The 16,109-nt window shown below is 64.0% G+C and carries 16 protein-coding genes and 1 pseudogene; 15 read left to right on the forward strand and 2 right to left on the reverse strand.

Annotated elements, in window-relative coordinates; all coding sequences use genetic code 11:
- Positions 1-745 precede the first annotated feature (745 nt).
- The gene (locus tag DF286_RS13245) at positions 746-1,120 is read right to left on the reverse strand and encodes a response regulator (protein WP_146193632.1); all 375 of its coding nucleotides are present in this window, start codon (positions 1,118-1,120) and stop codon (positions 746-748) included.
- 222 nt (positions 1,121-1,342) lie between these two features.
- On the opposite strand from DF286_RS13245, the gene DF286_RS13250 reads away from it, so the two are divergent.
- The 15 genes and pseudogenes from DF286_RS13250 (at position 1,343) to DF286_RS13320 (ending at position 14,678) form a co-directional block, all read left to right on the forward strand.
- On the forward strand, positions 1,343-1,825 hold the full coding sequence (locus tag DF286_RS13250; RefSeq protein ID WP_158274694.1) for a TadE/TadG family type IV pilus assembly protein: 483 nt from the start codon (positions 1,343-1,345) through the stop codon (positions 1,823-1,825).
- Complete coding sequence (locus DF286_RS13255) at positions 1,822-2,226, forward strand: TadE/TadG family type IV pilus assembly protein (RefSeq protein WP_109271873.1); 405 nt, start codon at positions 1,822-1,824, stop codon at positions 2,224-2,226. Before DF286_RS13250 ends, DF286_RS13255 begins: the two co-directional genes overlap by 4 nt.
- Positions 2,223-3,509 carry a TadE/TadG family type IV pilus assembly protein gene (locus tag DF286_RS13260; protein WP_109271874.1) on the forward strand — a complete coding sequence of 429 codons (1,287 nt, stop codon included), beginning with the start codon at positions 2,223-2,225 and terminating at the stop codon, positions 3,507-3,509. Before DF286_RS13255 ends, DF286_RS13260 begins: the two co-directional genes overlap by 4 nt.
- A gap of 155 nt (positions 3,510-3,664) precedes the next feature.
- Entirely contained in the window at positions 3,665-4,180 is a 516-nt protein-coding gene (locus DF286_RS13265) for an A24 family peptidase (RefSeq protein ID WP_158274695.1), read from the forward strand.
- The gene (cpaB, locus tag DF286_RS13270; RefSeq protein WP_109271876.1) at positions 4,181-5,044 is read left to right on the forward strand and encodes a Flp pilus assembly protein CpaB; all 864 of its coding nucleotides are present in this window, start codon (positions 4,181-4,183) and stop codon (positions 5,042-5,044) included.
- On the forward strand, positions 5,041-6,366 hold the full coding sequence (locus tag DF286_RS13275; RefSeq protein WP_109271877.1) for a type II and III secretion system protein family protein: 1,326 nt from the start codon (positions 5,041-5,043) through the stop codon (positions 6,364-6,366). Before cpaB ends, DF286_RS13275 begins: the two co-directional genes overlap by 4 nt.
- Entirely contained in the window at positions 6,363-6,713 is a 351-nt protein-coding gene (locus tag DF286_RS13280) for a hypothetical protein (protein WP_109271878.1), read from the forward strand. Before DF286_RS13275 ends, DF286_RS13280 begins: the two co-directional genes overlap by 4 nt.
- Entirely contained in the window at positions 6,710-7,912 is a 1,203-nt protein-coding gene (locus tag DF286_RS13285) for a CpaE/TadZ family protein (protein WP_109271879.1), read from the forward strand. Before DF286_RS13280 ends, DF286_RS13285 begins: the two co-directional genes overlap by 4 nt.
- Before the next feature lie 136 nt (positions 7,913-8,048).
- Positions 8,049-8,225 carry a Flp family type IVb pilin gene (locus DF286_RS13290; RefSeq protein WP_109271880.1) on the forward strand — a complete coding sequence of 59 codons (177 nt, stop codon included), beginning with the start codon at positions 8,049-8,051 and terminating at the stop codon, positions 8,223-8,225.
- A gap of 180 nt (positions 8,226-8,405) precedes the next feature.
- A complete protein-coding gene (locus DF286_RS13295; protein ID WP_109271881.1) occupies positions 8,406-9,839 on the forward strand; it encodes a TadA family conjugal transfer-associated ATPase in 1,434 nt (477 codons plus the stop codon).
- The gene (locus DF286_RS13300) at positions 9,836-10,801 is read left to right on the forward strand and encodes a type II secretion system F family protein (protein WP_109271882.1); all 966 of its coding nucleotides are present in this window, start codon (positions 9,836-9,838) and stop codon (positions 10,799-10,801) included. Before DF286_RS13295 ends, DF286_RS13300 begins: the two co-directional genes overlap by 4 nt.
- Positions 10,801-11,748 (forward strand): type II secretion system F family protein, encoded by a 948-nt coding sequence (locus DF286_RS13305; protein WP_158274697.1) that lies wholly within the window; start codon positions 10,801-10,803, stop codon positions 11,746-11,748. The genes DF286_RS13300 and DF286_RS13305 overlap by 1 nt, the downstream gene beginning before the upstream one ends.
- A gap of 165 nt (positions 11,749-11,913) precedes the next feature.
- Positions 11,914-13,740 carry a DUF885 domain-containing protein gene (locus DF286_RS13310; protein WP_109271884.1) on the forward strand — a complete coding sequence of 609 codons (1,827 nt, stop codon included), beginning with the start codon at positions 11,914-11,916 and terminating at the stop codon, positions 13,738-13,740.
- Positions 13,741-13,856: 116 nt separating this feature from the next.
- Positions 13,857-13,982, forward strand: a pseudogene (locus tag DF286_RS15450) (tyrosine-type recombinase/integrase); the annotation flags it as partial.
- A 369-nt stretch (positions 13,983-14,351) separates the two neighbouring features.
- Positions 14,352-14,678, forward strand: coding sequence for a hypothetical protein (locus DF286_RS13320; protein ID WP_146193633.1), 327 nt, complete (start codon positions 14,352-14,354; stop codon positions 14,676-14,678).
- Between the two features lie 152 nt (positions 14,679-14,830).
- Here the strand turns inward: DF286_RS13320 and DF286_RS15000 are convergent, their stop codons facing one another.
- Entirely contained in the window at positions 14,831-15,301 is a 471-nt protein-coding gene (locus tag DF286_RS15000) for a hypothetical protein (protein WP_146193634.1), read from the reverse strand.
- Positions 15,302-16,109 lie beyond the last annotated feature (808 nt).

The raw sequence follows: 16,109 nt of genomic DNA on the forward strand, positions 1-16,109 counted from the left end.
CCCCACCGCAATCGCGACCGGGTCCCCCCAGGCCGAGACCGCATTTGCGAAGGGTAGAGTGAGGGCCGAAGCAAGCGGCAAGCCCGGCACAAGGATGGCCAATCCGATGAGCGCGCAGAGGAGGGCTACGCTTTTGGCGATCCAGCGCGGGCCGATCATCAGGAGAACGACAGCGAGGCTGCACAACATGAGGCCCACGGCCGCGAGAGGAGGCGCCGGACGTTCTGCCTGGAGGAGTTGCAGGACCCCGCCTGTTCCCCAGAGCGTGCCCGCCAAGGCCAGGCCGCCCAGAACAAAGGTGAGAGTCGCCGCCAAGCCGGGCAGCCGGCGGGCTCTCTTGCTTGGCCACGCGACAGGCTCCCGATGAAGGGCCTCATCCGGCCCGATATCGCCCCTCAAGGAGCGACTGAGGGCATCGCCGAGGCGGGGTGTAGAACCGGGCTCCGAGGGACGAGACAAGGTCCCGATGGCCTCCGAGGCCGCTCGGGAGCGACGGATCACCCGGCGTTCCATGCGGGAGGAGGCAGGCGGCTTGAATGCTGAGCGTGTGGTGGCCGACCCGTAGGAGACGCCAACGCGCGATTCACCGGATCACGCCTTGGACTACGCAACGCCAACTGCGCTACCGGACAAAGTCGCCGATGAGCACGCAACGGCTGGAACCACGCACACCCAACTGAGAACATCATCAACGAACGTGACGGGGGCGGAAAGGTTCCTGATTCAAGGGCTTCGTGGGTGGCGCCTAGATCGTTCCGATCATCCCGATCGTGCCCAGCACGTCTTCGGATGTGAAAGGTTTCACGAGAACCGCGCATCCTTCGGGCGCGCCGTCCGGCAAGGACCAGCAGGGCTCGTCTTCCACCATCAGGACGGGGTTGCCTATCCAGCCCTTGGCGCGAAGCGTGTCCATGAAATCGGGGCAGGTCCGGCCGAGCAGTTCGAGATCGACAAACAGGATCGCGTCGCCTGAGCAGTGCGATTCAAGGAAGCGATCTATATCGTCGAACGCACGGACGGCGAAGCCGCAGGCGGCGAGCACGAACGAGAGGGACGTTCGGAGCCCCTCGTCGCGGGCAATGACGGCCGCGGGTGCGCCTTTCCTTTGTGCCACATCCACGCACTGGTCCTTTTCCAAGATGCGTCGCGCATCGATCAAAGCAACCGTCTACGGCGAACCTGGGAGGAGGAAAATTAAGTAGAATTACGCCTCCGGGCAGCTGTCCCGGTTCGGCACTGGCCTGCCGACGTCTGTTCCGCAACGCTACGTAAAAATCCCTAAGCGTCAAAGGCTTGTCTGGACGCTATATCGACGCCGCATATGGCTCCCCGGAAACCGATCATGACAGGCAGAGTGACGCGCGAAGCGATGAGCCACGCCTTTCGCACCCTCGGGCGGATTGGATCCGAACGGGATGGCGCCGTGGCTGTGGAATTCGCCTTCGTCCTCCCGATACTCCTGCTGATGATAGCGGGACTCATCGACGGGTCCCGGTTCATCGTGCAGCAGATGCAGGTCGAGTCTGCCGCGCAGGCGGGCGCAGCCCAGGTGATGAGCAAGGGTTGGAACGAGGCCGCTGTGATCCAGGCGATCACAAGCGCCACGTCGCTGCCGGTCGGCGCCGAGCCGGCGCCGCGCCTCATGTCGGCCTGCCTTTCGGCTGGGTCTCTTGTCGAAGTAGCGGGCTCGACCTGTCCTTCGGGTGACGCGGCGGGAAAATATGTCCTGACCTCGGCGCGGGTCGCCTTCGACCCGCTGATGCCTTGGCCCGATCTTGTTTTCCCCCCGGTGATCGAAGGGACCGCGCGGGTCCGCACGCAATGATCAGTCGCCTTCGAATCCTCGTCCGTGGGCTCCGCCGCCTGCACGCCTGCCGAGGTGGCTCAGCCGCCGTCGAAGCCGCATTCCTGCTCCCCCTCTTCATGCTGGCCTTGCTTGGAACCTTCGAGATGGCGCGGGTCGGCTGGGCGCAGTCGACGCTCAATTTCGCCGTGCAGGAGGCGGCGCGCTGCTCGGCCGTGCGCCAGGACCTTTGCGGCACACCGGCTCGAACTGCCGAATTTGCGGCGCAAAAGGCCTCGGGACTGCGCGTCAGCCCGGAGGCTTTCAGCGTCTCCGTCCAGAGCTGCGGGACCGAGGTCCGCGCCACCGTAGAGCACAAGCTTATCCTGTACCGGGTCTTTCCTTCCGGCCCGACACTCACCGCGGAGTTCTGCCGGCCATGACAAGGCGCCCTTCCACGAACAGCTTCGACGCGCGTGCCTTGCTGAGCGACCGATCCGGCACGACCGCGATCACCTTCGCCTTGCTGGGAACGATATTGCTCGGCTTCCTGGGCCTCGGGATCGACATGGGTTCAGCCTATTATGCGCGGCGCAGCGCCCAGAATGCGGCCGATTCGGCCGCTACCAGCGCAGCCGTGACGTTGGCGTCGGCTGGTGCGGGGGTGAGCGGCGAAGCCCGGGCGATCGCGGCCGGGTACGGCTTCGCGCACGACGTGAACGGCACCGCGGTTCTCGTCAGCAGCCCGCCGACGACAGGAGCGCATACAGGCGATGCAAAGGCCGTCGAAGTTCTCATAGAGCGGCCGGCCCGACGCTTCTTCTCGGCGCTGTTCAGCAGCGGTGACGACATGATCCGCGCGCGCGCCGTCGCCCGGGTGAGTCCCTCGGGAAATGCCTGTGTCGTGGCGCTGAGCTCCACCGCAGAGGCGTCGGCCCTGGAGACCGGATCGGCGAACATCAACCTCGAAGGCTGCTCGCTCTATTCCAATTCCACCAGCGCGACCGCGTTCACGCTGAAGGGGGCGGCCGAGTTCCGGGCCGACAGCGTGAATGTCGTCGGGGGTTATTCCATCGGCAACAACGCGACGCTGACGACCGTCAGCGGTATCCACACCAATCAAGCGAGCATCGCCGATCCCTATAAGGATGTTACGGTGCCGCCTTACAGCGGCTGCACCTATAATGGCGCGAGCCTTTCAAGCGGCACATACGGGAACGGCTCCGGCTCCCCGACCGTCTTTTGCAACGGGCTGAGGCTCAACAGCGGCGTTTCGGTCACCCTCAACCCCGGTATCTACATCGTCGACAGAGGGTCTTTCGTCGTGAACGGCGGCGCCACGCTCAAGGGCACCGGTGTGACGATCGTGCTGACCAGCAGCACCGGCTCCGACTATGCGACCATGCAGATCAATGGCGGAGCGACGGTGGACCTGACGGCTCCAACGTCCGGACCGATGGCGGGCCTGGTCCTCTACCAGGACCGGCGCGCTCCGGAGGGGGGCAACAATTCGCTGAGTGGAGGTTCGAGCCAAAAGCTGAAGGGCGCGGTCTATTTCCCGAACCAGATCGTCACCTTCACCGGCGGCTCCTCCACGGAGACGAACGGGTGCCTTCAGCTTGTCGCGAGCCAAGTCGCGTTCCGCGGGGATTCCCACTTCCAGATGAAATGCGAGAATAGCGGGATCAGGCGGGCAGGAGGTTCAGCGGTCGCGCTGGTCGAATAAAGATGCCGCAGCCTGCGGGTGCGGACGCCTCGAAGGTCCTTCGTAGGTAAAACTACGAAATAGGCTTCACCAGTTCGGAATCATATCTCGGAGCGGCCGATCCCGATTTGGCCGGCGGCAGGTCCATGAGGCCTGTGCCCTCAACAGGAAAGCCTATGAATAGCTATTCGGACGCCCTCACCGCCGCTGCGCTGGTGATCACGAGCGGTGCCCTCCTCGGGGCGGCCTGGAGCGATGTACGCCATTACCTCATCCCCAATCGAATGCCCGCGGCAATTGCGCTGTCCTATCTGCTGGCGCTCCCGGGAATGGGGTGGAGCGTGTGGCTTGCCGGCGTCGCCACGGCGCTCGTCGCCTTCGGCGTGGGAGCGTTCCTCTTCGCCCGCCAGTGGGTCGGCGGCGGAGATGTCAAGCTGGCAACCGCGACGATATTATGGGCCGGACCGCTACTCCTCGCCGACTTCGTGACGATGGTGTCCATCAGCGGCGTGGTCATGGCGGCGGTCATGGTCGCGCTGCCGAAGACTCGAGCGGCCGGGCCCGGCGAAGCTCAGGCTTCCGCGCTGGCGACGCGTCTGAACCAACCCATGGCTTTTGGAGTTCCTCTTGCGGTTGGGGGTCTTTGGATCGTAGCCCTACAAATCACTTCCTTGGCGTATGGAGGGGGCTGAGTGCGGAACAATCGACGTTATGTCTATCTAGTCGTCGCCCTTGTTCTTGCGGCCCTGGCATTCTGGATCACGCAAAGCTGGCTCGAATCGGAAGTCAGCCGCGCCACGGCGACGGCGGACGCGGGCGAAAAGGTCAGCAGCCGAAAAATCCTCGTTGCCGCGCAGAGCGTCAATCCAGGTACCATCCTGACAGCCGAACATCTCGAATGGGCGTCCTGGCCAGAGGACGCTTCGACCGAAGCCTATTTCGAGCAGGGCAAGGCGTCGCTTGAATCGGTGGCGGGCTCCGTCGCGCGAAACGCGCTGTTTCGCGGCGAGCCGATCGCGGCCGATGCGATCGCCCGGCCGGGAGAAGGAAGCGTCATGTCGGCGGTCTTGCGGCCGGGTTACCGCGCCGTCACCCTGGATGTCTCGGCCAGCACGGGCGTGGCCGGCTTCGTGTCGCCCGGCGACCGCGTGGACCTCATCCTGAGCCGCGTCCTTGAAGGTGCGGGCAACGCCAAGCGTGTGACGAGCGACACGGTTCTTAGAGACGTGCGGGTAGTGGGCGTCGACCAGAAAGTTGCGAAGCCGGACGGCGAGGTCATCGCGCCGCAGACCGCCACGATCGAGGTCACTCCCGCCCAGGCGGAGCAGGTGGTCGCGGCCAGCGAGCTCGGCAAATTGACTCTGGCCCTTCGCAGCGTTGCACGCGGCGAGGCGGACGATGCGACGGCCGATGCGTCGCCTTCATGGCTCGTGGGGGGCGGGACGGGAGAGCAGTCCGCCAGCGCACCCCGCAGCCGCAGCGTGAGCCGCCCAGCACCCGCGGCGGTCGAGGTGGTGCGCGGAATCAGTAGCAGCGTCGAGGGGAGCAGCCGGTGAAGCGCGTTTTTTTTGTATTCGCCGCGATGGCCATGGCCGCAGCCGCCCGGCCAGAAGCGGCCGCTGCATCGCAAATCATCTCCAGCGACGGCACCGAATTCAGTGTCGAAGTAGGCAAGGGCCGCCTCATCAAGCTCGATCGACCGGCGACGACGGTCTTCATCGCAGATGCGAATGTGGCGGATGTCCTCGTGAAATCGCCCACCTTGATCTATCTTGTCGGCAAGGCGCCCGGCGGCACCTCCCTCTACGCCATCGATGCGTCCGAGCGGGTCATCCTCAGCGCGGACGTCAACGTCGGCTTCGACGAGGCGCGGCTGGAAAGAACCTTGCGGGAGCATGCGCCCGACAGCCAGATCGACGTGAGCAGCGTCAACGATTCCCTCGTGCTGAGCGGCGAGGTCGCTTCGGCGCAGACCGGCGATGAGATCCTTCGCATCGCCAGGCGATTCGTCAACGCCGAGGGCGGCGAAGCGCCTTCCTGGATCATCAACCAGATGACCCTTAACGCGCCCAACCAGATCAATCTTCGGGTTCGCGTGGCGGAGGTCTCGCACGAGGCGAGGCAGCAGCTTGGCTTCAACTGGTCGAGCCTCGTCACGATCGGCGATGCGACGCTGGGGTTGGCGACGGGCCGCCCCATCCTGGACAGCGCCGGCAATGTGCTGCGCGCGCGCGAAGGCGGCTCCTTCTTCGGCGGGATCACGTCGGACGATGTCGACATCAACCTGGTCGTCGACGCTCTGGAGGATAAGGGCCTGATCTCGATCCTCGCCGAGCCGAACCTCACCGCCTTGTCGGGCGAGCCGGCGAGCTTCCTTGCGGGCGGCGAATATCCGATCCCGGTGCCGCAATCCGACGAGCAGATCACCATCCAGTATAAGCGCTTCGGCGTCAGCCTCTCCTTCGTCGCCACCGTCCTCGACAGCAATCGCATCAGTCTCAAGGTCGCGCCGGAGGTGAGCCAGCTCTCCACGACCGGCGCGATCACGCTCAACGAGATCACCGTGCCCGCCCTCACGACGCGGCGCGCGGAGACCACCGTCGAGATGGCGAGCGGCCAGAGCTTCGCCATCGCCGGGCTTCTTCAGAATAGCGTGTCGGAGGACATCGAGAAGTTCCCCGGCCTCGGCGACCTGCCGATCATCGGGAACCTCTTCCGCTCGAGGAGCTTTCAGGAAAACAAATCGGAGTTGGTGATTATCGTAACGCCCTATCTCGTCGAGCCGGTCTCCCAGCGTCTTGCCACTCCGTTGGATCCGCCGACCCAAGCGCTGCAGGCGACCGCGGGCCCGGACCAGGAGGGGGAGACGGTGGAATGACGGGCCAGGCTTTCCCAGGTCGCTTGCTCTTGGCAGGGGTCGCGATAGCGGGCCTCGCGCTTGGGGGCTGCGAGCATAGCGATGCGAACGCGCCGGGGGCTTTGTCCGCGATGAGCTGCGTCGCCGGTGCGGATGAGATAGAGCGCCTGGGCTGCGCCAACGCCGCCAACCTCGAGAGCATGGTCGCCAATCCGGCCGACCTGGAAGCGCCGGCGGCCTTGGGCCGGGCACGCGGCGACGCCGCCTTCGACGCTGCCCGGCGCCACCGCGAGGATCGCGTCGACAGCGTGGCAGGCGACGGAGGCTATTCCTCCGTGGAGGCCGCGCAGGAGGCGGGCCCGCAGTGATCGATAGCCTCGGCTCCCCGTCGGCGAGGGACGTGATCGCCTTCGCCGCCGACGAGGCGACTCGTGGAGTGGCCAGGGAAGCCGTGGCGCTGGCCGGCATCGCCGATTACGAGGTTCAGGAGGGTGGGTTGGCGGCGGCGCTCGACTATCTTTCTAAAGGTCCGGCACCCGCCACGCTTGTCGTGGACGTCAGCGACTGCGATGACGTGATCGATTGCCTCGACCGGTTGGCGGATGCCTGCGAGCCGCACACGCGCGTCATCGCGATCGGCGCTGTCAACGACATCGAGCTTTACCGAAAGCTGCTGGAGATGGGGCTCACCGACTATCTGGTGAAGCCGGTTTCCCTACAGGCGCTGGCCAACGGCCTGAGACGGGCGCGCGAAGTTGAATCCGTCCCGAGCCAAAGCCCCTCCACATCCTTGAGGAAGATCGCGCTGCTCGGCGCCAAGGGGGGCGTCGGCGCAACGAGCCTGGCGCTTTCCCTGGGCGCCGCCCTGGCCGATCGTCACAAGCGCAGCACGGTTCTGCTCGACCTGGACCTCCGCTTCGGCGCGATGGCGATGAGCCTCGACCTCGAGCCGTCGCGCGGCTTGCGGGAGATCCTCTCCACGCCCGAGCGCATCGACACACTCTTGATCGAATCCGCGGTGACGCCCGCCGCGGACCGGCTGCGCCTGCTCAGTGCCGAAGAACCGCTCGATGCCGAATTCAGCCTACCCGCCGAGGGAATCTCGGCGCTGCTCAAATGGCTGGAAGGCCATTCGGACATCGTCCTGATGGACGTTCCGCGTCATTTCGATGCCATCGCTAGGGCGGCAATCGAGGCCGCCGACATCATCTGCATCGTGACGGACCTCAGCCTTGTTGGAATGCGCGACAGCAAGCGGATGCTGGCGCTGGCGCAAGCGGCGGGAGGTGAAACGGTGATGGTCGCGAACCGGGTCGGCGGTGTCGCCGGCGAAGTCCCGCAGGCCGAGTTCGAACGCGGCATCGGCGCGGCGTTCGACCATGTCATTCCCAACGACTCCAAGGCGGCGGCCGATGCGGCCGACCGCGGCAAATCGCTTCTGGAGGTCAGCGCCAACAAGGGCTTTACCGAGGCTCTGAACGGGCTCGCCGCCCGTCTGGCGGGGGGATCGTCCGACGTTGCCGGGACGTTGGCTCCTCAATCGTGGCTGAAGCGAATTCTTGGGTAATAACAATTCATTAAGTATTTCTACGAAGCGTATTTTTACCAAATGGGCCGGCCCGGTCCGTTCTGACATAAGCGTGTTCGAGACGGAGCGCTGAGGCCTCCGATGTCTCTCACTCGAACGAAATGGACGAACGGACATGCACAAGTTTTTGAAAAATCTTCGTGACAATCGCAGCGGCGCCACCGCCATCGAGTACGGCCTGATCGCGGCCTTCGTGTCGCTGGCCATGGTCGTCGCCCTGCCGACGATCAAGACCAACCTCGGCGCCAAGTTCAATGAAGTGGGCTCGCAGCTCGCTACGCCGACTGTCTAACAACGAGCGGCGGACGCAAGCCTCCGCCAGCCTCCACCGACCTGAGGTACACGGACTTAGGTCCGGTCCCGGTCGGTGGAGGGGCCTCGGCCCCTTATCCGAGCCTTCTTCATCCTACCCTGAGCGAGATTTGAGCCCGAGCCACTGCCCGGCTTTCGCCACCCCCTGCGGAGAGCGTGAATGTTCGGTAGAAAAGCCGTAGCCGAAAAAGTGACGACGCAGCGCCCGCCGCTGCAGCTTGCCAATCTCGCCTTGCACCCGACCAACGATCTCCCGTTGCCCGGCAATGACACCCAGGCTGCGCCTGGCGGCATCGAGCCGACGAAAACGGGTGACGCCAAGCCCAGCGCAACTTCCGACAAGCTCCAGGACGCCGTGCGCGCCGTTCAGCCGATCGTGCTCGAACGGATCGACAGCGAAGCGGCCAGCCGCCTCGAGCGTGACGAGCTTGGTCGGCAGCTGGCCGCCATCCTGTCCGACATTACGGGCGAGCTGAAGATCCAGCTCAATCAGCGCGAGCAGGCGCAGCTTCTTTCGCTGCTGCTCGACAATATGCTCGGCCTGGGCCCGCTCGAGCCGCTGCTGGCCGACGATCGAGTCACCGACATCATGGTGAACGGCCCCGACCAGGTCTATGTCGAGCAAAGCGGCAAGCTGGTCCTCTCGGGCGCGCGGTTCCGGGATCATGATCATCTGATGAGCGTCGCCGGCCGCATCGTGAGTCGGGTCGGGCGCCGCATCGATGAATCCTCTCCGCTGGTGGACGCCCGCCTGCCGGACGGCAGCCGCGTCAACATCATCATTCCGCCGCTCGCGATCGACGGCGCCTCGATATCCATCCGAAAATTCTCGAAGCGGGCGATCACGCTCGACGTGATGGCGCGTCAGGGCAATCTGTCGCCTGAGATGGCAACGCTTCTGAAAATCGCCTCGCGCGTCCGCCTGAACATTCTCATCTCCGGCGGCACCGGCTCGGGCAAGACGACGCTGCTCAACGCCCTGTCCCAGATGATCGCGGCCGACGAACGCGTCGTCACCATCGAGGACGCGGCCGAGCTCCAGCTCCAGCAGCCCCATGTCGTGCGTCTCGAGACACGGCCGGCCAACCTGGAGGGCCGCGGCGAGATCAGCATGAGGGACCTCGTCAAGAACGCGCTGCGTATGCGGCCGGATCGTATCATCCTCGGCGAAATTCGCGGCGGCGAAGCGATCGACATGCTGCAGGCGATGAACACGGGCCATGACGGATCGCTCGGAACCATCCACGCGAACAGCCCCCGCGAAGCGCTGACGCGTCTCGAGAACATGATCGGCATGTCGGGGGTGAACCTGCCGGCACGAGCGATGCGCACCCAGATCGCGGGCGCTGTGCAGATGATCATCCAGATCAGCCGCATGCGCGACGGCAAGCGCCGCATCACCAGCATCACCGAGGTGGTCGGCATGGAAGGCGATGTCATCACCACCCAGGAACTGTTTTCCTACAAGTTCGAGGGGGAGGGCACGGACGGCACCCTGAAGGGCCGGTTCGATTCCTCGGGCTTGAGGCCGCATTTCACCTCCCGCGCGGAATATTTCGGCCTGGATCGGATCCTGCTGGAGACGATGGAATGAGCCTGTCCCTTCTCCCTGTCCTCGTCGCTCTGGCGGCGGCCGGGCTGCTGTTCTGCCTGTTCGTTTTTTTCGGAAGGGGATCGGCGACGGTATCCCGCCGCGCCCAGGCGTTGAGCGCGAACCGCGGCTGGAACGGCACGCCCGCTTCGGCGCCCGTCCTGATCGCGCGCGGTGGCGGAAACCGTCTCGACAAGCTCAGCCAGCGCCTGTTGCCGCAACCCGCCCAGCTGCGGCTGCGACTGGAAGCGACCGGCTTGCCGCTCACCCTCGGCCATTATGGCGCGGCGACATTGGGCGCCGCTTTTCTGGCGGGGCTGTTCCTGCTGATGGCCGGTGCGAGCTTCGCGGCGGCCCTCTTTGTCGGGGTGACGGCCGGGCTCCTCGTTCCGCACGTCGCGGTCGGAATCATGGCCGGGCGGCGCAAGGCGCGTTTCCTGAAGCTCTTCACCGACGCGATCGGCCTCATCGTGCGCGGCCTTCGCGCCGGTCTCCCGATTACCGAGACGATCGGCGTCGTCGGGCGAGAGGTGGCGGATCCCGTCGGCGAAGAATTTCGCCGGGTCGCGGACCAGGTGCGTCTCGGCCGGCCCCTGGAAGAATCGCTCTGGCAGGCGGCGGGGCGGCTGAAGCTTCCTGAGTTCAACTTCCTCGTGATCAGCCTTTCCGTGCAGCGCGAGACGGGCGGCAACCTGGCCGAGACGCTGGAAAATCTCGGCCAGATTCTCCGCAGCCGCGGCCAGATGCGCCTGAAGATCAAGGCGATGTCATCCGAGGCCACGGCGAGCGCCCTGATCATCGGCTCGCTGCCCTTCGTCATGGCGTTGCTGATGTATCTGTTCAGCCGCGATTATCTGACGGTGCTGTTCACCAACCCACTCGGCCAGATGATGTTGGCCGGCGGCATCGTCAGCCTCGTCACCGGCGCCTTCATCATGCGGCAAATGGTTCGGTTCGAAATATGATGACCCATCCTCTCCTGCAGTTCGACAGCACGTCCGTGGCGGCCTTCGCGGCGGCGGTCATGTTCGTGTCGCTGCTGTTCGTGATGCGGGCCCTGACGCCGGTCGACAATGTCAGCGCGCGCGCGCGCAGCCATTCGCGCCGACGCGGCGAGCTTCGGGCAGCCTGGCTCTCCAGCCCCCGCTCGCGCCGGCGGGAGCGGCCGATGAGCATCGCGCGCCGCCTGGTCGAGATGCTGAAGCTCAATGGCGGCAAGGATGCGAAGGACGCAGCCAGCCTGCTCGCGCGCGCCGGCTGGCGCTCGCCCGATGCGATCATCCTCTTTCTGACGGTGCGTCTGGCGTCGCCCCTCCTGCTGGCTCTGGCCGGCTATTATGTGGCGCCGGCGGGCGACGGGCAGATGATGCGCCTGTTTACCGGTGCGGCCGGCGCGATGGCCGGCACCTACCTTCCCAAGATATTGATAAGGAACGCCATCCAGCGGCGTCAGCAGAAGGTCCTCAAGGGTCTTCCGGAGGCGCTGGATCTGCTGGTGATCTGCGCCGAAGCCGGGCTCAGCCTCGACGCGGCGGTGAAGCGGGTCGGCTCCGAAATGGGTGCGAACGCGCCCGAGCTCGCGGACGAGCTGGGCCTGACCGCGGTGGAGCTCGCCTTCCTGCCGGATCGTCGCGAGGCGCTGAGCAACCTCGCGGCTCGCGTCGGAATTGCGGAGGTCGACAGCCTGGTCAACACCCTGACCCAGACCGAAAAATATGGCACGCCCCTGGCGCAGGCGCTGAGAGTGCTGTCCCAGGATTTCCGGGCGTCCCGGATGATGAGGGCGGAGCAGAAGGCTGCCCGACTTCCGGCGGTGATGACGGTCCCGATGATGGTCTTCATCCTGCCGCCGCTCTTCGTCGTGCTGGTCGGACCGGCGATCGTCGAGGTGCTCTCCACCACTATCGGCTAAAGCAGGGGGCTGGGAAGGGGACGTTCGACTGTGCGCTGCATATCGCAGACATCTGCTTAGCGGCCATTCCTGGCGCGGCAGCATGGAGCGTCCGACCTCGTGAAAACTGCAGCTTCACCGCATTCATCGCCGCCTCTAAGCTCTCCCTAACAGGAGGGTCTATTTATGCGCCAATTGCTTCTTCTCGCCGCTAGCGCCTTCGCATTCACTGTCCCCCCGCTTTCTGCCGTCTCGGCCCAGGCGCCGGCAATTGTGGCGGAGACGGAGGACGCGCGTTTGTATGCGTTCCTGGACAAGGAATTTGCCGAGCAGCTGCGACACAGTCCTCAGCTCGCCACGCGGCTGGGTATGAAGGAGGGGCAGGATCGGCTCGACGATATCAGCGACGCCGCTGAGCTCCGAGAGCTGGAATGGCGTCGCGCCAGCGTCGCGCGCATGAAATCGCAGTTCGACCGCGCCAAGCTCTCCTCAAGCGCGCAGGTCAATTACGACATCTGGGCGCTTGAGCTCGACCGTGCAGAGCTCCGCTACCGCTACCGCCAATATTCGCCGCCTTTCTACTCGTTCCTCTATTCGGCACATTCGCGGCTGCCCGATTTCATGATCAACACGCACGTCGTGCAGGATGCGGCCGACATGCGGGCCTATGCAGCCCGCCTTCGCGCCATCCCGGCAGTGCTGGACGAAGCCATTACCCAGAGCCGCGCCTCCGCTGCGATCGGTGTGCACGCTCCGAAATTCCAGGTCGAGCGTGTGATCGACGGCAGCCGGGCCATCGTCACTGGCGCGCCGTTCGATGAAGGCGCGGCGTCGCCCCTATGGGCCGATGCTGAAGCCAAGGTGGCCAAGCTCCAGTCGAGCGGCAAGGTGACGGACGCGCAGGCGCGGGCACTGCTCGCCGACACACGAACCGCCCTGCTGTCGATCAAGCCTGCCTATGAGCGGGTGATCGCTTGGGCCAAAAGCGCTTTGCCGAACGCACCCGGCGGGCGCGTCGGCGCCGGGTCACTGCCGGGAGGTGCCGACTGGTACGCGGCCGCGCTGAAGCTGAATACGACGACCGACCTCACCGCAGAGCAGATTCATGAAATCGGCCTGAGGGAGGTCAAGCGGATCGAAAGCGAGCAGGATGCGCTGGCCCGCCAGGCAGGCGCGAAGGACCGCTTGGCTTATTATGCCGCGCGCGAGCGCCGCAATCCGCCCCGGCCGTGGACGGACGAGCTTCGCGCCGAATATCTGCGCAATGCGAACGCTGCCATCGCGCGCAACCGCGAACTGGTGCCGAAATATTTTGGTATCCTTCCGGCTCATCGCATGGAGGTGGTGCGCGAGCCATCGTTCAGCGAAGTCGCCGGCGGGGCTGCGCACGCCGCGCCGCCCACGCCCGATGGCGCCCGTCCGGGCCGCGTCTATGTTCACCTGCTCGGCACCACCGACGATCCGGCCCCGGACGCCACCATCGACCTGATGTGCCACGAGGGCGTGCCCGGCCACGTCATGCAGGGCGATATCCAGGTCGGCCAGACGAGCGGGCCAAAGTTTCGTCAGGCCACGCGTTACGTGGCGTTTGGCGAGGGCTGGGCCCTCTACGCCGAAGCTTTGTGCAAGGAGATGGGCGCCTATCCCGATGTAGCCAGCGATTTCATGCGCCTCGAAGCCGAGTTGTTCCGTGCCGCGCGCCTAGTCGTCGACACCGGCATTCACGCCAAGGGCTGGAGTGAGCAGCAAGCCATCGATTACATGGTGGCGTCGGGCCGCGCTTCTCCCGATCAGGCCCGCTCCGAGGTCCGCCGATACATCACGTTGCCAGGGCAGGCTACTGGCTACAAAATTGGCATGCTCAAGATCATGGAGTTGCGCGGCAAGGCCGAACGCGAGCTTGGTCCAAGGTTCGACATCAAGGGCTTTCACGATCTCCTGGTCGGCGCCGGCTCGCTTCCCCTTTCAATCCTCGAACGGCAAGTCGATGCCTGGATCGCTGCCCGGAGTTGAGCAAATGCGATCATGGGAGATCCGGTCGCCGCTGCAGGGTTTCGCAAACGTCCGGAGCATCATCTCCATCATAGCGCTTAGCGCAACCAACAGCCGCGCCAATCGGTGGATCGACCAAGTGCACGGGCAATCTGCGAGCTGTCCAGCTGCTACTTGGCCACACCAAGATCGAAAGCTCGGTTCGCTACCTGGGCGTCGATATCGACGATGGGCTCGCCCTCTCCGAGGGCACCGACGTCTAGGCTACGACGGCGAGCGCTTGCGCCCGCCGAACGTCTGCTCTTGCGCAACATGCCTGCCGCGCTGCGGACCTGGAAGAATGGCTGGAGCTGGCCGTGAGGGGACCGTCCGTTCTGGAGCTTGGGGGACTGATAGGAGACAGTCAGCTTTGTGACGCCCCAGATTCGGCCTTTAGCGACCGAACGGGGTGGGAAGCGGGCGTCCATTATCGTCGCGGCTCAATATCGGCTTCGACCCATGGCCGAGATTGACGGGAGTGCATCCGACGGCCAGTCCCATACTCAATGGAACATGACCCATTCTGGCGTGACACTCTACCCAGGCAAATTGCGCCAATGGTTATGAGATAGGGGTGAGAAAACCAGATGCCAATGTTCGTTGTCGATCACAATCCGACCAGGATATACGATCCGGAAACTGGAATGGAGCTTAAGCTCCTACAGGCCGGCCCGGACGCACAGCATATGTTTAGCTTGGAATCGAATAGCGTTAGCTATCAGTTCGTTGCCACCAGAACGGTTGCCAGGATAGATGATGACGAGAGGGCAACGATCGTCATCTGGAAACCTAGAATTGGGAAAGGATCTATAAAGGGCGTGTCGTTGGACGAAACCAAAGATATCGTCCGAGCAGCCCTAAGCGCTTTCAAATTTGCATTTGGAAGATCGACGAGTGGCGATGTGATGATCGAGTTCTAGATCGATCAAGGGGCGCGGCGTCACGAACGTAAGCTCATCCAACCGTCTCCCATGCCAGCGCCTTAGCTAGTGGGAACGCTCGCAACTTCATGATTCGAGGCTAAAGGACTAGCTGAATGTCCACGATAGGGTGGAAAGCGGACACAAGGAAGCTAAGCACATCTGGCTGCGTCTGTCGGCTCGTAGTTGAGGTTGATGCCATCACTCGCGAGCATCTGAAATCCGTCTAGCAGGCGCTCCTCGAACACCCCATACATCCGACCATTCTCTATGTGGTAGAAAGGCATAAACCAGCCCATTCCGCTCTCATTCATGCCGAACCGATAGCCTTCGGCAGTCCTGTCGGCACGGATGGGTGCATCCGCTGCTAGAGCGATCCCTGTCTTGAGCCTTTCGAGGTGAAACGGGATGGTGCGAAAGCCTTCTTGGCGGACGTGCATACCTGCTGCGTCAAGTAGAATGGCGGGGCTGGCGGGGGCGACGTAGCAACCGAAAACAGCGGCGCTCGAAGGTGTCGGAGGTGCGCGTGGTCCGGTCAACGCATAGGCAACCCCGGCGATTGCCACACCCACGGCGATCAGCCGGAATAGCCATCCGAACTCGCCGTTAGCTTCAATTCTCATCCGGGCAGTCTAAGCAACGAGCCAATGTCCGCAATGGGTCACGAGCCGAATGTCCGCTTCCACCCACACCGGCCAGGCTGAAAACGACCCATTGCGGACGTTCAGGGCCGGTGCGATGGAGGCAAGATGAGGTCGCGCGCTGGCTTTTCTTTCCTGCAAGGGCTGAGTGCCTTGGTCGTTGGTACGGCCGTTGGCGTAGTACTGCTCGCCGTTTATCTCATGTTCGACCCATATTCTCTAGGCGCTGCACAGGGAGGGCTGGCCGTTCTCCTGCTATTTCCTGTTGTCGTAGGCTTCGCCTCAATCTGGGTCTTCGGAATAGGATGCTTACCTACTTACCTCCTCGGCTGGTTACTGACGCACGTATTTCACCGCTTGAAAATAGATGATTGGCGGTATCGATCGACAATTGCTGCGGGCGTTGGAGGATGGTCAGGCTATCTGATCCTTCACTCAAATCTGTCCTTTTGGGGCGATGCTGTCCCCGGGGCATTTTTCGGGAGTTCGATAATGGCATCGTGGTTTGCTCTTGAACGTTTTGCGTCGCCTTTCCTGGGCAAATCCGCGCGTCGATCATGACTAAACCACCCCGTTCGGCCGCTTGCCGCCGAATCAGTGGCGCCACAAAGCCGACTGTCGCCTATCGGTCCCCCGAACTGCGGAACAATCGATCCGCTCCCGACCGATGCCGTTGAAAAACTCCGGTCAGGGATCGGAGCGGCCTCGCGCTGATTGAGAGTGTGATCCTCCTCAGGTGGTTGCGGGTGCCGGCATCGGGATCAGCTTGGCGAGCTTCCTGAGGTTCTGG

It is taken from the genome of Sphingosinicella humi, from assembly GCF_003129465.1.
GTDB classification, from domain to species: domain Bacteria; phylum Pseudomonadota; class Alphaproteobacteria; order Sphingomonadales; family Sphingomonadaceae; genus Allosphingosinicella; species Allosphingosinicella humi.